Here is a 16962-nt window from a genome sequence, read left to right on the forward strand (position 1 = left end):
ATTTTTCCCAGTTTTAAATGAATATTTTTAACTACGTAAATTTTAGATAGATCTTTTATCCTAAAAATAATCTTGAATAATGCTACCTTTTTGTAACTCATTTCGATTATGGTCATAGGGAGGTGGTTTTGTTGTGGAAAGAATAATGCCAGGGCAGTTGACTGGGTTATTTGACCTGCTGAGGATATGGATGGGTACGTAATCCTAAAAAGGCAATAATAATAAAACGACATTTGATTTATTCAAACTAATAAAGAAGTTGTTTAAATAAGCTTAGCCCTCCATAAATAGAGGGCTTCTTTTCTTATTTATACTATAATATTAAAAATAAAACCGTTAAGTTGATGATTTAATATATTTAACATTAGGATAAATTAAATGGCGATAATCTATGAATAAGGGTGTTCAATAATTATTCGTATATTCATAGATTGCGATTATTTTTATACTAACGGTATAATATCATTAAAAAGTTTTGTTATATAATCAATGAACATTTCCTCATCTTATAATCTATTTGTTTAGTTATTTTTAAGAAGATCTCCTTTTATAGTTTAATAAATTTATTTTCCCGTATATCTACTTGTAGCCATTAATTTACCGTTAACAATTCTTACCATTACTCCATTAGCTACCTTTTTTCTCAAGTCTCTACTCACTTTAGATCTAATATCAGAAAGATTTAGATAAGCATGATAACGTCCTTTTTCATTATTAATTAAATCCATTTCCTTATCAATTCCAGAAGAAGTTGCTTCATGAGCATTAGTCCAAACCTGAGCTCTGGTTACTCTATCCATAACAGGACCATTAAATTTTTGAACAATTCTAGCGTTCCAAAAAGCATGTCTAAAAGCATCACCGTTGCCTTGATATAATTGAGATTTACCATAATATTTTTCAGATTCTTTTTTAGCCTCAAGTGCTGCATCTGTATACTTTACAAATTCAGTTGGATGTTTTTTAGCAAGCTTTTTTTCAGCAGAATTTAAGTTTTTATATCCAGGAATATAAGCCGACAATCCATATCTAGGCTGCTTTTCTTTATTTATACTTTCCTTTATCAATTTAGCTACGAATTCTTAGCCTCATGTTCTGTGTATGTATCCATATCTGGATTATTTTCAATCTTATCATTTATTTTGGTTAACATTTCTGGAGTGGTTTTAGTAATTTCTTTATCTGTTAAATATTCTTTACTCTCTTTTTCTACTTCATTGACGTCGATATTTTTTACTTTTTCTGGGATGTTAGAAAAATAGGAGTCCATAACATTTTCATAGTTGTATGGTTTAAGATCTTCTGAGGTTGTGGAAGCCGATGCGGGTGATGACACAAAAATAGTAGTTGCTAAAATAACGCTTAATAAAACTAATCTTTTCTTCACAGCAAGATCCCCCTTAATATTGATATTTTTTTACTGTTATGTATAATTAACATACAATTTAATATAAACAATTTAAAATAATGTATTTTTTTACAAATAAAAGGGTTTACTATGACTAATAAACGAAAGATTAGTATTTTTTTAAGTTTGCATATATTATTTTACATTTTAGCATACATTGGGTTATTTCTTTTTATTATTTATTTTCACCTAACCTATAGTTTCTTAAATATGCTTTTCGTTTTATTTCCCTTTGTTTTGGTGGTATGTTGGGTTTTATTTTTACTAAAAAAGTCAAATCATAATAATAATAGAAAAAAAATAATTAAACGTATTCTTATCATGAGCATATTTCTACCTTTTTTCTGTATTCTTTTATTAGGAATTAATCATTATAATTCTCAATTTAATACAGAAAAATGGTTAAATAAACCTAATGATAGAGTGTATATGATAGATGACTTTCTAGAAGATTATAAATTAAAAGGAATGACAAAGGGAGAAATATACTCATTACTTGGGAAACCTGAAAACGAGAATGATAAGGAATTGGAATATTATCTTGGTTCAGAACAGGGGTTAATCCGTATAGATAGTGAAGTACTAGTCATTTACCTAAACAAAAAAGAAATTGTTATTAATTACGAATTAAAAACAGGTTAACCTATAGATTTGGATTCATTTTTGTTGGATCTAGTCAATATTTTGGAATCGACTAATTTCATCATTGTTTTTTATAAAAATCTCAATCTGGACAAACTAAAAAGATAGGAAGCTTATAACTTTCGAATCCCACCTTGGGAGCTCCTCAGCTAAGAGAGGGACGCTTATTTTATTTAACCTGCAATTTCTGTCCAACGTAAGTTTTATTTGGATTAGAAAGGTTATTCCACTTTTGAATTTGTTTCTGGGTGCTGCCATATTTAACAGCTAATTCACTAACCGTGTCACCACTTTTAACAGTTTGGTATCTTTTACTGGATTTTTTGGAGGTCTGTACATTCCATCAGGCAAAGATATTTCTGAAGCATTTTTTGGTAACTTCTTGGTTCAAAATATAAACCATCGGTAACAACGAATAAAATGAAAAAGGACGCTTTCGCAAAAGTAAGAACTTTATACGAAGACGCCCTTTCAAACTTAATTTCTTAAAAATTGTTATTTTTATGTTATTTTTTAGGGTTTTGAACGGTTGCATATCCGCTTAAGATGTTGTTATATCAACATTCTTGAGTGGATTTATTACATCATGCCGCCCATTCCACCCATGCCGCCCATGTCAGGCATTCCGCCGCCAGCAGCATTTTCTTCTGGTTTGTCAGCTACTACTGCTTCAGTTGTTAGGAACATAGCTGCTACAGATGCAGCGTTTTGCAATGCAGAACGAGTAACTTTTGTTGGGTCAACAATACCTGTCTCAACCATGTCTACCCATTCATTTGTAGCTGCATTATATCCAACACCTACTTTTTCACCTTTTAGGCGTTCAACGATAAGTGAACCTTCAAGACCAGCATTTTGTGCAATTTGGCGAACTGGTTCTTCCATAGCACGTAGTACAATATTTGCACCAGTAGCTTCATCACCTTCTAATTGAAGTTCACTTACTTTATGGTAGATATTCATAAATGCAGTACCACCACCGGCAACAATACCTTCTTCTACTGCTGCACGAGTAGCGTTTAATGCATCTTCAATACGTAGTTTACGTTCTTTTAATTCTGTTTCAGTTGCTGCACCAACTTTAATTACTGCTACTCCGCCAGCCAATTTAGCTAGACGCTCTTGTAGTTTTTCTTTATCAAAATCAGAAGTAGTTTCTTCAATTTGTGAGCGAATTTGTGCAACACGTCCAGAAATATCTTCAGGTTTTCCTGCACCTTCAACAATCGTTGTATCTTCTTTTGTAACGACTACTTTAGCAGCACGACCTAATTGATCCATTGTAGCACTCTTCAAGTCTAAACCAAGATCTTCTGTAATTACCTCTCCGCCAGTAAGTGTAGCAATGTCTTCAAGCATTGCTTTACGACGATCACCAAATCCAGGAGCTTTTACTGCTACTGCATTAAATGTTCCACGAAGTTTGTTCACAACTAATGTTGCTAATGCTTCACCTTCAACATCTTCAGCAATCAATAGAAGTGGTTTACCTTGCTGAACTACTTGTTCTAGTATTGGCAACACTTCTTGGATATTGCTGATCTTTTTATCTGTAATTAGAATATAAGGATCTTCTAGCACTGCTTCCATTTTATCTTGATCCGTTACCATGTATGGAGAAGCGTATCCGCGATCAAACTGCATCCCTTCTACTACTTCAAGCTCTGTATTGAATCCTTTTGACTCTTCAACGGTAATAACTCCATCTTTACCGACACGTTCCATAGCTTCAGAAATTAGATTTCCAACTTCCGCATCATCTGAAGAAACAGCAGCTACTTGAGCAATGGATTCTTTGCTTTCAATTGACTTAGAAATTGCTTTTAGTTCTTTAACTGCTACTTCTACAGCTTTTTCAATACCACGACGAACGCCTACTGGATTTGCTCCAGAAGCAACGTTTTTAAGGCCTTCACTAATCATGGATTGAGCTAATACTGTTGCTGTTGTAGTACCGTCCCCAGCAACATCATTTGTTTTGGAAGCAACTTCTGAAACAAGCTGAGCTCCCATATTTTCAAAATGATCTTCTAGCTCAATTTCTTTAGCAATTGTAACACCATCATTTGTAATTAGTGGTGAACCAAATTTTTTCTCTAATACAACGTTACGTCCCTTTGGTCCTAATGTTACTTTTACAGCATCCGCTAATGTATCAACACCACGTAGCATTGCTCTGCGTGCTTCTTCACTAAATTTAATTTCTTTAGCCATCGATATATATCCTCCTTCAATTGTTTGTTTAAGTTAAGTATTTTTGTATATCTAGATTAGCTTACTACAGCCAAGATGTCGTTTTCACGAAGAATTAAGTACTCTTTGCCTTCGTATTTAACTTCTGTGCCAGCAAATTTAGAGAAAATGATACGATCTCCTTCTTTTACTTCCAAGGCAATTTTTTCCCCATTTTCTGTTACACGACCAGAACCAACTGCAACAACTTTTCCTTCTTGAGGTTTTTCTTTTGCAGAGTCTGGAAGTACGATACCGCTTGCAGTTTTCTCTTCTTGCTCGACAAGCTCGATAACAACGCGATCTCCTAGTGGTTTAATCATGTAGAAAGCCTCCTTAATTCTATTATCATTTTTGTTTTGTTAGCACTCTATTCCGTCGAGTGCTAATTCCACTTAATATGATAAATAATTATTGGAAAAAATGCAAGCATGAAAGCATATTTTTTTATTTATTTTAAGCATTTTTTTAAACAAGAGTTAATCAAGCCAGAGTTCTAAGATATAATCGTCCTTGAAAAACCGTGATGTATCGCTGTTGTCGTTTTCCTTATCCTTTCTTCCTGAATGAATTGGACATTTAGATTATGTATCCTCTCACGGACCTTTAAAATACGAAAACCATTAGAAAAGGAAAAATTGGCATCTTTAAAAGGATTATAAATTCTACTTGAATCGCCTTAACGTTAGCACTAAAGTTTGATCCAGTCTAACGTAAGATGAAAATCGATATCTATTTTTGATGAACTGTTAAACGTTCTCTTTAAAAATCTATTGATAAAATCATTCTATTATATGACATGAAGGATTTATGATAAAATAAAATGTACAAATTCATTTTATCGTTAATAGACTAATTTATTCAAACATAAACTATTGGGGGATGCTATGAATGCTGAATGGCACCCAACTGATGCAGCTTGATTAAGATGTGTTTAATAATACACGTATTACAATCGTTTTTTTAAACTTATGCCGTTATCAAAACTACACATCTTCTTTACATTAAAACTTACCTGTTCTGTTTAATATTGCTACGATTTTATCGCTTGTTATCTTTGAACAAATTCATTTATTTATAGAAGATCAAAGACCAAAACATATAGTTACTTATGTGAAAACATATAATTTTTACAACGTTGAAATCAATCTGTACAAAAAATTTTATACTTTGGATAACGTACAGGAAAAAGGAGTCGTTTTATTTTGCCAAAAAGATATTGGTGGGTCATTATCAGTTATATCCTTATGCAATTTTCCGGAGTTGTTTTCGCCCCGATATTGTATAAATTATTTCCTGTTACTAAAGTGGAAGCTGTAAGCTATTGGTCCATAATTAGTTTTATATTAGGGGTTATTATTGTACTGCTCTTGATGAAGCCTGATATTAAAGAAGGTCTTCATCAGCGTGACCGTTTTTCTAAAACGCAGCTGATTCTCTGGACAATTTTAGGAGTGTTTATGGCTTTCTTCGCTCAATTCTTAGCCAATTTCATTCAAATAATGGTATTTGGAATTAAACCAGGATCGGAAAACACCCAAGCGATCATGGACATTACAAGAGCGACACCGTTATTTATGATTATTCCAATTTTTGCAGCACCAATATTGGAAGAAATTATTTTTCGAAAAATCATCTTTGGTACATTATATAAGCGAACAAATTTCTTAATTGCAGCAATCTTATCAGCAGTGATTTTTGGATTTATCCACCGTGAACCTCAACATATTTTGGTATATGCTTCTATGGGCTTAGTATTCGCTTATCTATATGTAGAGACAAAACGTATCATAGTGCCAATTATTGCTCACATGGCTATGAACGCTTTTGTTGTTATCTCACAATACAATATGGATCCTGCAGAAATTGAACGACAATTAAATAAGTTGCAGACCATCCTACATTTATAAAGCGATTATATATACTTTTTTTAAGTAATTCTACTTGACATTCCAACATTACCAAGCAAAACGTTCTTTATTTCATCGTTATTAAGCTTTATGTTGATAAACAAAGATGAAAAGGTGTAGATGTTTTTACTAAATATAGCTTTAGCACCTTTCTTATCCACTAGCACTCAATATTTTAGAAAGCTATCTTTTTTCTTATACGATAAAGTGAAACTTCATTTCGTGGAACACGGAATGTTAGTACCACAAGGGTATGACCTAAAGGCCCTTGAACCAATCGGGCATTTAGGTGCCGTTTTCTCCCACTTACACCCTTTGCACGAACTCAAGCTCTTGAAGTGGGAGTCTTACGGCACCTTACATACGGTATAAGCCTAAAGTTTTATACTTTCCTATAGTGTAAGAAACAGCTTGATTCTTTTAAATACGAACAATATGGTTAAACCTATTATCATGTTTTCTTTTGGAAAGGGTTATGACAAAATCATATCGATAAATGTTTTTATTTTTGGAGGCTTTAACATGAAAATTTCACCCAAAACAATGGGGATTATTTATTTTATAATGGGCATATTCTTTACCTATATTGCTATTTTAAGTGTAGAAGAAACAGTTTGGAATATCACAACCATTGTACTAGCAATTTTTGCGACGCTTGAAATAGGAGTCACTATTCGTCTGTTGTCCATTCATTTTCGCTATAAAAATAAGAAGAAGGAATAGCGGTTAACAGCTCTATTCTTTCTTCTTATTTTTTCCTATATTTACTACAAGGAAAATCAATTCGTATGTAGTAAGAACAAAAGTTCAGGGGCGCGGTTAGCGACCCGTACAAACGGCAGATCTTCTAAAACAAATATAAATTCCTTCCTAGATAATAAAACATTATAACGATTAATAACTGCATATCTATTTAGCATGACTATTCTAGTTTATCGTCAACTAATTAGATTTTCTCCATTATCTTCAAGAATAAATAACTTTATTTTGCTTCCTCATCTTCTTCTGTCACTAATGGATAATGCTTTAAGAAATACACAAGTGCTTGCAGCTCTACTGCTAAATCAATATGGTGAACACGAATATGCTTAGGTACCGTAATTCGTGCAGGAGTAAAATTCAAAATACCCTCGATACCATGTTCTACTAAACGTTCTGTCATTCCTTGAGCTTCACCTGCTGGGATCGTAAGAATGGCAACATGAATATCTCCTAATTTATGCTCTAATTCATCGATGTGGTATACTGGAACATCGCTAATCGTCTTACCAACTTTTTCAGGGTCACTATCAAAAGCCATTTTGATTTTAATATTATTATTTTTCATAAAGTTATAATGTAAAAAAGCAGTACCCAAATTACCAACACCAATCAGGGCTACTTCCGTTACTTCATCTTGATCTAGAGTTTTACGAAAAAATTCAAGTAAGTATTCTACGTTATATCCATATCCTTTTTTGCCCAATGCACCGAAATAAGAGAAGTCTCTCCGGATTGTGGCCGAATCAACTTTTACTGCATCACTAAGCTCCTTAGAAGACACACGCTTCTTTCCTTGGTGGTTTAAATTATTAATAAATCGATAATACAGGGGCAATCGTTTTGCAGTTGCTTGAGGTATTTTGTTTTGTTCCATCATTCTTTTTCTTCTCCTTTTCGTTAGATTTGTATAATCTTTCACTTTAAAATAAAGCATCTTCATACAAATGTAAAAGAAACTATTTTTTAGGAATTACTCTATTATGTATCGCTTACATAATAATGTAATTCTTTTACAAACTAAATTTCTTACTTAAAACAGGACGGTTTATTCAGAGTCCTATACTTTTACTTGTGTTTCGTATGCTAAAGAATAAAAATACGAAATGAATCTTCATTCATTTTAAGCCTGCACGCTTAATAAAGCATTTGGTATACAAGAAGTTTTTACCCCCCTCTAGTAATAGAATACCATAATTGCTCACTCTACTATGTTCTCTATTTAAGCAAATTTTCACAATAGAAGTCTCTTTCGATATTACCATGAAAGTATCTTCTGTTAATCGAGACGGACGTAATCAAGTTCCACCTGCATCACGCTGTGGTAATTTTGTTCTTCCTTCTACTTTCTGCTTTATCATTTGTAAGATAAAAAAATCTCACAAAATAAAATTTAAGTCATACATACTAGATCCATATTTCTATTCTAGCAGAAAACTGGAAATAAGTCGTGACCTAGTTCACAATTATATTGATTATATTTAGTAAAGTAAGATACACTAGGGGAGATGAGGTGAACATTATATGATATTAATGCAAATAAATGGGCTTTATAAATCTTTTGGTGCTGATGAAATTTTATCAAATATAAAACTAGAAGTAAAAGACAATGATCGAATTGCAATTGTAGGCAGAAACGGTTCTGGTAAATCGACATTGCTGAAAATCATGGCTGGAGAATTGAGCTATGATCAAGGCGAATTAATCATGCCAAAAGGTTTAACAATTGGTTATTTATCACAGCACGTGGGGATAGAATCGGAAAAAACGATTTGGCAAGAGATGCTTGATGTATTTTCTGAATTACGTAAGCAAGAAGCTGAACTAAGGAAGCTGGAAAAGCAGATGCAACAAGCTGGAAACCAAACAGAAGAAGCCTATCAAAAGTTATTACATGAATATGATCATCTTCAACATACATTTGAACAAAATGGTGGTTATACTTACGAAGCAGAAATGAAATCTGTGTTAACAGGGTTGGCATTTGATAAATTTGATTATGACACTCCAATCCAGACATTAAGTGGTGGACAGAAAACACGTCTTTCGCTAGGAAAACTACTGCTAAAAAAGCCGAAATTACTCATTTTGGACGAGCCAACAAACCATTTAGATATTGAGACATTAAACTGGCTGGAAAACTACTTAATTGGCTACCCTGGTGCCGTTGTAGTGGTATCACATGATCGTTATTTTCTGGATAAAACCGTATCCATCGTTTATGAAATAGCACGTCACCAAACTAAGCGCTATATTGGTACGTATAGTAAATACTTAGAACAAAAGGCGCTTGATTTTGAAAGAGAATTAAAAGAATATGAAAAGCAACAGACAGAAATTAAAAAAATGGAAGAATTTATTCAGCGAAATATTGTGCGCGCTTCTACCACAAAGCGTGCTCAGAGTAGACGTAAACAGTTAGAAAAAATGGAGAAGCTGAATCGTCCCCTTGGAGATGAGGCCTCTGCTGCTTTTTCATTTCAAATTAATCGGCGCAGTGGAAATGATGTGCTGAAAGTAAACGAGCTTGCCTTTTGCTACCCAGGTGAACAGGAATACTTATTTCAACACGTCCATTTACAAATAAATCGAGGCGAGCGAATTGCTCTTGTTGGACCAAACGGGGTAGGAAAGACGACGCTTTTAAAAATAATTATTGGTAAACTTAAAGCTAGTCAAGGTAGCGTTCAGCTAGGTACAAACGTTCAAATCGGTTATTACGATCAAGAACAGGCAGACTTACATTCCACCAAGACAGTGCTGATGGAACTATGGGATGATTACCCAACGATGAACGAAAAAGATATACGTACTGTATTGGGAAACTTTCTTTTTTCAGGGGATGATGTGTTAAAGCCTGTGCAAGCACTAAGTGGTGGGGAAAAGGCACGATTGGCATTAGCTAAATTAATGTTGCAAAAAGCAAATCTATTGATCTTAGACGAACCAACAAACCATTTAGATATTGATAGTAAGGAAGTGCTGGAAGCGGCATTAATGGATTTCCCGGGAAGTATTTTATTTGTTTCTCATGATCGATACTTCATAAATAAAATTGCTGACCAAGTTGCCGAGTTACAAAAACACAAAACCACTGTCTATTTGGGAGACTATGATTATTATTTAGAAAAAAAAGCAGAAGAAGCAGAAATAAAACGTCTGGAGAAGATACAGCAACAAGTTGTGCTAAAAGAAAAACCTGTAAAAGAAACGAAGCGTAACTATGAGCGGGATAAGCAAATTCAACGAGAACAGCGAAAAAAAAGAAGACGAATTGCAGCACTGGAAGAAAAAATTGAAGCACTTGAAATAGAAATTAAACAATTAGAAAAGAGCATGGAAAGTCCTGAAATTTATCAAGATCATGAAAAAGCATTGGAGTTATCCAATGAGACGAACAAGCGAAAGCAAACAGTAGAACAGCTCATGGAGGAATGGGCTGAACTGCAAGAATAAATTAAAAATCTATCTATAATGAAATAAAGTAGGATTGATATTATAAATTGTACCGCATTGGGATGTCTACGCCCACATTGTTCTATTTAACTAAATAATTGATAGTTTTAAACATAACATTTACGTTTGCACACCAATTAAAACTCCATTAATTTTCTATTTAATGAAAGTATAGTTACTTTAGACCTTGTTTTAGCATATCCTAAATAATCTCGGTAATATTCTGCCATTTTAAACTTCAACTAAGTCCAAAGTATGATAACTTTGGGCTAGCTCCGCATTCCAATAAAAATGCTCCCATATAAGTAAGCGAGCTATTATATAACCTGCTTACCTAAAAGGGAGCATTACACTTTATCCACAAGGTTTATTTAAATAAATAGTCATTTTGTATCGAGTTTTCAACAGCAATTCGATATATGATTCCTAATCCTAGCATCGTGGACAACACCGAGCTTCCGCCATAACTTATTAACAATAATGGAATGCCTGTAACCGGCATAATTCCTAATGCCATTCCAATATTTTGAAATACATGAATAAGCATTAAGCTCATATAACCAAAACAAACATATGCCGCAAAGGTTGAGTGCTTATAAATAGATAAACCAAGCATGACTAGTTTATACAACAGTATAAAATAAAGAAAAACAACAAAAGCACTACCAACAAAGCCAAAGCTTTCCCCGATAATGGCAAAGATAAAATCGGTTTGGGCCTCTGGAAAGGATACTTGCTGATTTCCTATTCCTTTTCCAAATAATTGCCCGGAACCTAACGCCATAAAAGCCTGTTCAAAATGCCATTTTGCATCACTGGTTTGCTGCGCTGGATCAAACCAGGTCATAATTCGGTCAATTTGATAAGCATTACTTTTACCGACAATTTCCTTTGCTAAATCCGGAAATTTTACGATAAACGTCAATATTCCTCCGATAAAAGCAGAAATACTTGCAATTAAAGTAGCCAAAATTTTCCAGTTAATACCTGATAAAATAATAAGAATCCCTGCTATAAATAAATACACCATTGAAGTCCCAAAATCAGGCTGTTTCATAATTAATAATACTGGTGCAGCAACAATGGCCAAAATTTTCAAAAGCAGCTGAATATCTGATTTTATATGACTTACTTGAAATTTTTCTTTATGCTTTTGAATGATCGCAGCCATATACATGATCGTTGTTACTTTAGTAAACTCCGATGGTTGTAATGACAGACCAGGAAGCGTAAACCAGCTTTTCGATCCATTAACCGGTTTCGCTATACTAGCCGGACTTATTAATAAGATGACAAGTACAAGTAAACCAGCTATATAAACGTATAAGCTTGCTTTATACAGTTGTTCCACATCGAGGTATTGAATGGCTGCAACAATCCCGACCCCCACTACAAACCATACAATTTGCTGTAACACAAAGTTCTTACCGTCATATTGTTCTAATTGCTGCGCATTATAAATAGATAGTAAGCTTACACAAACAAACAGAATAAATAATGTAATTAAATCTGTTTGTACATAAAAAGATTGCTTTTTAGTCAATGTTATCACCAAATTTCTAAATTACTCTATCTACAACTTATCCACAAACTGAAATTATTAATACCTAGACTAAGATAAAAGCTTTTTGAAAAGTTATACACATTATCCACAAAAATATCCCGTGTTATCCACAGAAGTTATCCACTCTATACCCCCTTTTACACTAGGGTTTCTCTCGTTATATGAACAAGCCTGTGGATTAGTGTGGATTACTTTAACGGCAACGCAGCACGCGCATTTAATTCCAGTGTGGAACGAATTCCTTGTTCAAAAGCAATCGTACCGGCAGCTGCTATCATTGCAGCATTATCTGTACATAAATGCAGTGGTGGTATTTGTAAAGGTATTTCCAATTTAGAAAACTCTCTTTCCATCGCATTACGCAACCCTTTGTTGGCTGCAACACCTCCAGCAACAATGACTTGCTTTACTTTATATTGCTTTGCTGCTCGAACGGTCTTTGTAGTCAATACATCAACAACACTTGCTTGAAAACTTGCTGCAATATCTTCAGAATTCAACTGTTCTCCACGCTGCTTTGCATTGTGAATTTTATTTATGACCGATGATTTTAACCCGCTAAAGCTAAAATCATAACTATCCGGTTCTAGCCAAGCACGGGGAAAGTCAATCGTTTCTTTTCCACTTTCAGCTAATCGATCAATTTGTGGACCACCTGGATATGGCAGATTCAACATCCGAGCTACTTTATCATAAGCCTCTCCAGCTGCATCGTCTCTCGTTTCTCCTATTAATTCATACGTACCATGTTCTTTCATAAGAACTAATTCCGTGTGTCCGCCAGATACAATTAGTGCAAGCAATGGAAATTCAAACTCTTGCTCTAAACGATTTGCATAAATATGACCCGCAATATGATGAACACCAATTAATGGCTTGTGTTTTGCAAATGCTATTGCTTTTGCCGCATTTACCCCAACCAATAACGCTCCGACAAGTCCTGGTCCTTCTGTTACAGCTATTGCATCAATATCCTCCCAATTAACAGCTGCTTCCTGCATTGCTTGGTCAAGTACATACGTAATTTGTTCCACATGATGCCGTGATGCGATTTCCGGAACCACACCACCAAACCGTTTATGAATTTCAATTTGTGAAGCTACAACATTAGCTAGAATTTCTTTTCCATTCTTAACAAAGGCAACAGCTGTTTCATCACAACTTGTTTCAATTCCTAAGATGATAATATCTTTTTTCATAGTATATTCACCCACATGACGATTGCGTCCTCCTGGTTGTCTGTATAGTAGTTTTTACGAATTCCACCTGGAACAAGGCCAAATTTTCGATAAAGTCTTTGAGCAACTATATTCGACTGGCGAACCTCTAAAGATAAACGACTAATCCCTTTCAACACGGCGTATCGCATAATATGACGAAATAATTGCTCACCAAGTTTTTTCCGGCGGTAGGCTGGTAGTATTACTATATTAGTAATTTGCGCATCATCAAACACAATCCAAATGCCCGCATAGCCAACAATATTTCCTTCTACTTCAATTACAAAATAATGTGCATGTGGGTTTTTGGAAATTTCCTGGTGAAAGATATCCTTTGTCCACGCTGTATGAAAGGATTCTCTTTCTACTTCCAGTACTGCCTCAATATCTTTTATTTCCATTTCCCTAATTACTTTATTATGCATTTTCATGTTTTCCCTTGTTTTGTTCTATCCACTTTGCTTCAGCCTCAGTCAGCCGCAAATAATTAGGAGTTAGCGTATGTGTTGGATCAGGTTCTTTTCCTTTAGCTGCAGCTATTAAATGAGAAGCACGAGTTAAGTGAAAAGTTTCATCAGGAATTACAGCCATACCTTCAAGCTTTGTCACTATACGTTCACGGTGCATATCCATATCAGGGCTTAAAAACATGACTGGCTGATTACGGTTTTTAAGCTCTTCTAATAAATCATCCATGACAAGATTTGCTTCAGTTCGAACATGTTGCATGGAAAAGTTATTCCATTGGTAACCACCTGCATAAACAAGCCCACGTCTAGCATCAAAAAAAGGGCAGATAATACCATTAAAAAATCGTCCTTGATAAGCAAGCACTTCCAAACTTGATACGCCAATGATTGGAATATTTAAAGCCCACGCCATTGCTTTCGCAGTAGAAAGACCGATCCTTACTCCAGTATATGAACCTGGGCCTTTTGCTACAACGATTAAATCAAGCTGTTCAGGCTTTAATGCTAATTCATTCATTAATTGATCAATAGCAGGCATCAATCGTACAGAATGGTTTTTGGGTAAATTGGTTATAATTTCTCCAGCAATCTGTTTATTTTGTTGAATGGCAACACCCAATACTTGATTCGATGTATCGATTGCAAGTATATTCATGTAAATTACTCCTCTATATTTATTAACTTTTTAATTGATTTATTACTCTGTCAAAATCGGGGCCATGACTAATAAATGTTATCGTTCTCGAATGCTCACCATTAGAAGTAAGATGTACTTCCAGTTTTTCCTCTGGTAAAAAATCAGAAATAAATGTTGACCATTCTACAACGGTAACCCCATCTCCATTAAAATATTCTAAAAAACCAATATCTTCATCTGATCCTTCTAAACGATAAACATCCATATGATAAAGTGGAATTTCTCCTTCATATTCTTTAATTATTGTAAACGTTGGACTTGAAACATTACGTTTTACTCCAAGACCTGCGGCTATCCCTTTCGTAAAGGTTGTTTTGCCTGCACCAAGATCACCATCTAATGTAACAACATCTCCTGGCTTTAACAAAAGTGCTAATTTCTCTCCTAGACCTTTTGTCGCTTCTTCCGTATTTGTTGTAATTTGATATATTGCCAATCCATTTCACCTACTTTAAATGGTTATAGCCTTGCTTTGGTAAAATTTTAATCTTATTATTTTTTTTCAAATAGACATGATTGTTATCCTCGAGAAATACTTCTCCAATCGATGTTAATCTAAGTCCTAATTGGTTAGCGAGTGATACAATATGCTCCCAATTTTGCTTTGCTACTGTCCCAATTAATTCAAAATCTTCTCCACCAAAATATTTCCACTGATACTGAGAATGCTCTGGAAATTGCTTGTAACTATCACGCACTGGCACTTTATCATCATGTATTAATATACTTACATTAGAAGCAACAGCAATTTCTGCAGCTTCACTTGCTATACCATCACTCACATCATTAAGTGCCACTCGAACATCTTTGGATAAACCTGTCGCAAACTCTACACGAGGCGTTGGCATTCGATGCCTTGCGATATAGTATTGATCCTCCTGATAATTTGCGGGATTTGTCAAAATATGATAACCAGCTTGTGAATCGCCTAAAGTTCCGGTCACAAATACAATATCTCCGTCTTTTGAATCACTTCGATAACGAACTCTTTTTTCCGAATACCCAATTACTGTTACAGATATTGTCATTTCTTTCCCAGAGACCGTATCACCGCCAATTAAATCCATCTTATAATAGGAGGCAATTTTTTTCATACCTTTAAAAATATCGGCAACTTCCAAATGCGTCCACGACTTTGGAATAACAATGGAAACCAAATAAAAAGCAGGTGTGGAACCCATAGCAGCTAAATCACTAATATTGGCAGCTAGAATTCGGTAACCTATATGAAAAGCACTCATCGTACTCTTCTTGAAGTGTACATCTTCTACAAAAGTATCTACAGCAGTAACAATATCTGTATTCGATTGTCGAAATACAGCAGCGTCGTCACCAATCCCCTTAACTAATGAAGATTGTCTATAATATTGCTGTTTAATTGAATTAATAAAGGTGAACTCATCCATTTATCTATCACCATTTTCATTTTCTAACTATATTTAATGATAGCAAAAATTATTGTAAAAGGAAAAAGGAAATACTGGATTTAGAAGAAAAGATATTTAAATGATTTTTATCTGACGAAGATGATATATTCTGGATAGAAAGAACAAAATCTAGAAACGCTTAGGTAGCAATACAAACTGGAGAGCTTCTGACAAGATGAAGTAAAAATTCTTTAAAGGAGCGCTTATCCTTGAAAAAGTCGCGATGTATCGCTATCGTAGTTCCTTCTTGTCCTTTTGAATACGTACTCTAAACGAAGCTGCTTTCAAATAGGTTATTTACCGTGTAGAAGCGTTTACCACAAATTAACATAGGGAGGTCAATAACTAATGATTATAATGGCACCGATCTAGCTCTTATTAGCAGTATTCTTGCCCAACTAATCCCAATTTAACGATAGAATCTGAAGCAAGGAGTTTTACTACCAATAATATGAGATTAATTTAAACATATAAAAAACACACGATTTTCAAACATGAAATCCTGTGTATACCAATACTATGAAGTGGCGGTCCGGACGGGACTCGAACCCGCGACCTCCTGCGTGACAGGCAGGCATTCTAACCAACTGAACTACCGAACCAAGGCTATATTAATCCCAATTTTCCGCTGATCAGTTGATCTGCCTTGGGTTTTCTTAGTTAAGAAGTAAATAAATATGTATTGTATAGAAAGTTATATAGAAGATATTCGAACCAAATTAATTCTTTATTTGGATGTATATGCTACTTAAAGTCATTGTTTCAGAATAATTTTTATGTTTTTTCGAAATAAACTAGATTTTAATTAATGAGGTTATTCTATGTAGTTAAATAAGATTGGTTGCGGGGACAGGATTTGAACCTGCGACCTTTGGGTTATGAGCCCAACGAGCTACCAGACTGCTCCACCCCGCGGTATGATGAAAAATAAGGTTAATATTACTTGAAGATCCCTACAACTTTTAGCTTAACCAAGATATTTTATAGTTCAGAGGTATTGACAATTTCTCTCTATATAGAGAGAAATACCGCCTGGCAGCGTCTTACTCTTGCAGGGGCAAAGCCCCAACTACCATCAGCGCTGGAGAGCTTAACTTCTGTGTTCGGTATGGAAACAGGTGTGACCTCTCCGCTATTGCTACCAGACATACTTGTGATTTTTATTATTCTTCATAAA

General features: G+C 34.5%; 15 protein-coding genes, 2 tRNA genes and 1 rRNA gene. 4 read left to right on the forward strand and 14 right to left on the reverse strand.

Going from position 1 to position 16962, the window contains the following annotated elements:
• Positions 1–563: 563 nt before the first annotated feature.
• Positions 564–1067: a DUF6973 domain-containing protein gene (locus BN1066_RS20610; RefSeq protein ID WP_245799703.1), complete on the reverse strand. Its 504-nt coding sequence runs from the start codon at positions 1065–1067 to the stop codon at positions 564–566.
• Positions 1068–1072: 5 nt separating this feature from the next.
• On the reverse strand, positions 1073–1387 hold the full coding sequence (locus tag BN1066_RS04815) for a hypothetical protein (protein WP_077318343.1): 315 nt from the start codon (positions 1385–1387) through the stop codon (positions 1073–1075).
• A 342-nt stretch (positions 1388–1729) separates the two neighbouring features.
• Here BN1066_RS04815 and BN1066_RS19760 point away from each other — a divergent pair, with 342 nt between their 5' ends.
• Positions 1730–2050, forward strand: a complete 321-nt coding sequence (locus BN1066_RS19760) for a hypothetical protein (protein ID WP_143695736.1) — start codon at positions 1730–1732, stop codon at positions 2048–2050.
• A gap of 579 nt (positions 2051–2629) precedes the next feature.
• On the opposite strand, the gene groL is transcribed toward BN1066_RS19760, so the two are convergent.
• Together groL and groES are read right to left on the reverse strand one after the other, a co-directional pair.
• Complete coding sequence (gene groL, locus BN1066_RS04830) at positions 2630–4264, reverse strand: chaperonin GroEL (RefSeq protein ID WP_077318345.1); 1635 nt, start codon at positions 4262–4264, stop codon at positions 2630–2632.
• A gap of 56 nt (positions 4265–4320) precedes the next feature.
• On the reverse strand, positions 4321–4605 hold the full coding sequence (gene groES, locus BN1066_RS04835) for a co-chaperone GroES (protein WP_077318346.1): 285 nt from the start codon (positions 4603–4605) through the stop codon (positions 4321–4323).
• 882 nt (positions 4606–5487) lie between these two features.
• Here groES and BN1066_RS04840 point away from each other — a divergent pair.
• Together BN1066_RS04840 and BN1066_RS04845 are read left to right on the forward strand one after the other, a co-directional pair.
• On the forward strand, positions 5488–6192 hold the full coding sequence (locus tag BN1066_RS04840; protein WP_077318347.1) for a CPBP family intramembrane glutamic endopeptidase: 705 nt from the start codon (positions 5488–5490) through the stop codon (positions 6190–6192).
• A gap of 522 nt (positions 6193–6714) precedes the next feature.
• The gene (locus BN1066_RS04845) at positions 6715–6915 is read left to right on the forward strand and encodes a YdiK family protein (protein WP_077318348.1); all 201 of its coding nucleotides are present in this window, start codon (positions 6715–6717) and stop codon (positions 6913–6915) included.
• Between the two features lie 259 nt (positions 6916–7174).
• Here the strand turns inward: BN1066_RS04845 and BN1066_RS04850 are convergent, their stop codons facing one another.
• Entirely contained in the window at positions 7175–7828 is a 654-nt protein-coding gene (locus BN1066_RS04850; RefSeq protein WP_077318912.1) for a redox-sensing transcriptional repressor Rex, read from the reverse strand.
• Between the two features lie 647 nt (positions 7829–8475).
• On the opposite strand from BN1066_RS04850, the gene BN1066_RS04855 reads away from it, so the two are divergent.
• Positions 8476–10407 (forward strand): ABC-F family ATP-binding cassette domain-containing protein, encoded by a 1932-nt coding sequence (locus BN1066_RS04855; protein ID WP_077318349.1) that lies wholly within the window; start codon positions 8476–8478, stop codon positions 10405–10407.
• A 367-nt stretch (positions 10408–10774) separates the two neighbouring features.
• Here BN1066_RS04855 and BN1066_RS04860 read toward each other — a convergent pair whose 3' ends face one another.
• The 9 genes from BN1066_RS04860 to rrf form a co-directional block, all read right to left on the reverse strand.
• A complete protein-coding gene (locus BN1066_RS04860) occupies positions 10775–11950 on the reverse strand; it encodes an FtsW/RodA/SpoVE family cell cycle protein (RefSeq protein WP_077318350.1) in 1176 nt (391 codons plus the stop codon).
• 209 nt (positions 11951–12159) lie between these two features.
• Entirely contained in the window at positions 12160–13170 is a 1011-nt protein-coding gene (gene tsaD / locus BN1066_RS04865) for a tRNA (adenosine(37)-N6)-threonylcarbamoyltransferase complex transferase subunit TsaD (protein WP_077318351.1), read from the reverse strand.
• A complete protein-coding gene (rimI, locus tag BN1066_RS04870) occupies positions 13167–13616 on the reverse strand; it encodes a ribosomal protein S18-alanine N-acetyltransferase (RefSeq protein ID WP_077318352.1) in 450 nt (149 codons plus the stop codon). The genes tsaD and rimI overlap by 4 nt, the downstream gene beginning before the upstream one ends.
• Positions 13609–14316 carry a tRNA (adenosine(37)-N6)-threonylcarbamoyltransferase complex dimerization subunit type 1 TsaB gene (tsaB, locus tag BN1066_RS04875; protein ID WP_077318353.1) on the reverse strand — a complete coding sequence of 236 codons (708 nt, stop codon included), beginning with the start codon at positions 14314–14316 and terminating at the stop codon, positions 13609–13611. The genes rimI and tsaB overlap by 8 nt, the downstream gene beginning before the upstream one ends.
• A gap of 22 nt (positions 14317–14338) precedes the next feature.
• Complete coding sequence (gene tsaE / locus BN1066_RS04880; RefSeq protein WP_077318354.1) at positions 14339–14794, reverse strand: tRNA (adenosine(37)-N6)-threonylcarbamoyltransferase complex ATPase subunit type 1 TsaE; 456 nt, start codon at positions 14792–14794, stop codon at positions 14339–14341.
• Between the two features lie 10 nt (positions 14795–14804).
• Positions 14805–15764 (reverse strand): thiamine-phosphate kinase, encoded by a 960-nt coding sequence (gene thiL, locus BN1066_RS04885; protein WP_077318355.1) that lies wholly within the window; start codon positions 15762–15764, stop codon positions 14805–14807.
• A gap of 546 nt (positions 15765–16310) precedes the next feature.
• A tRNA-Asp gene (locus BN1066_RS04890) sits at positions 16311–16387 on the reverse strand.
• 236 nt (positions 16388–16623) lie between these two features.
• A tRNA-Met gene (locus BN1066_RS04895) sits at positions 16624–16700 on the reverse strand.
• A 115-nt stretch (positions 16701–16815) separates the two neighbouring features.
• Positions 16816–16931, reverse strand: a 5S ribosomal RNA gene (gene rrf, locus BN1066_RS04900).
• Positions 16932–16962 lie beyond the last annotated feature (31 nt).

This window comes from Virgibacillus proomii (assembly GCF_900162615.1).
Lineage (GTDB): Bacteria > Bacillota > Bacilli > Bacillales > Amphibacillaceae > Virgibacillus > Virgibacillus proomii.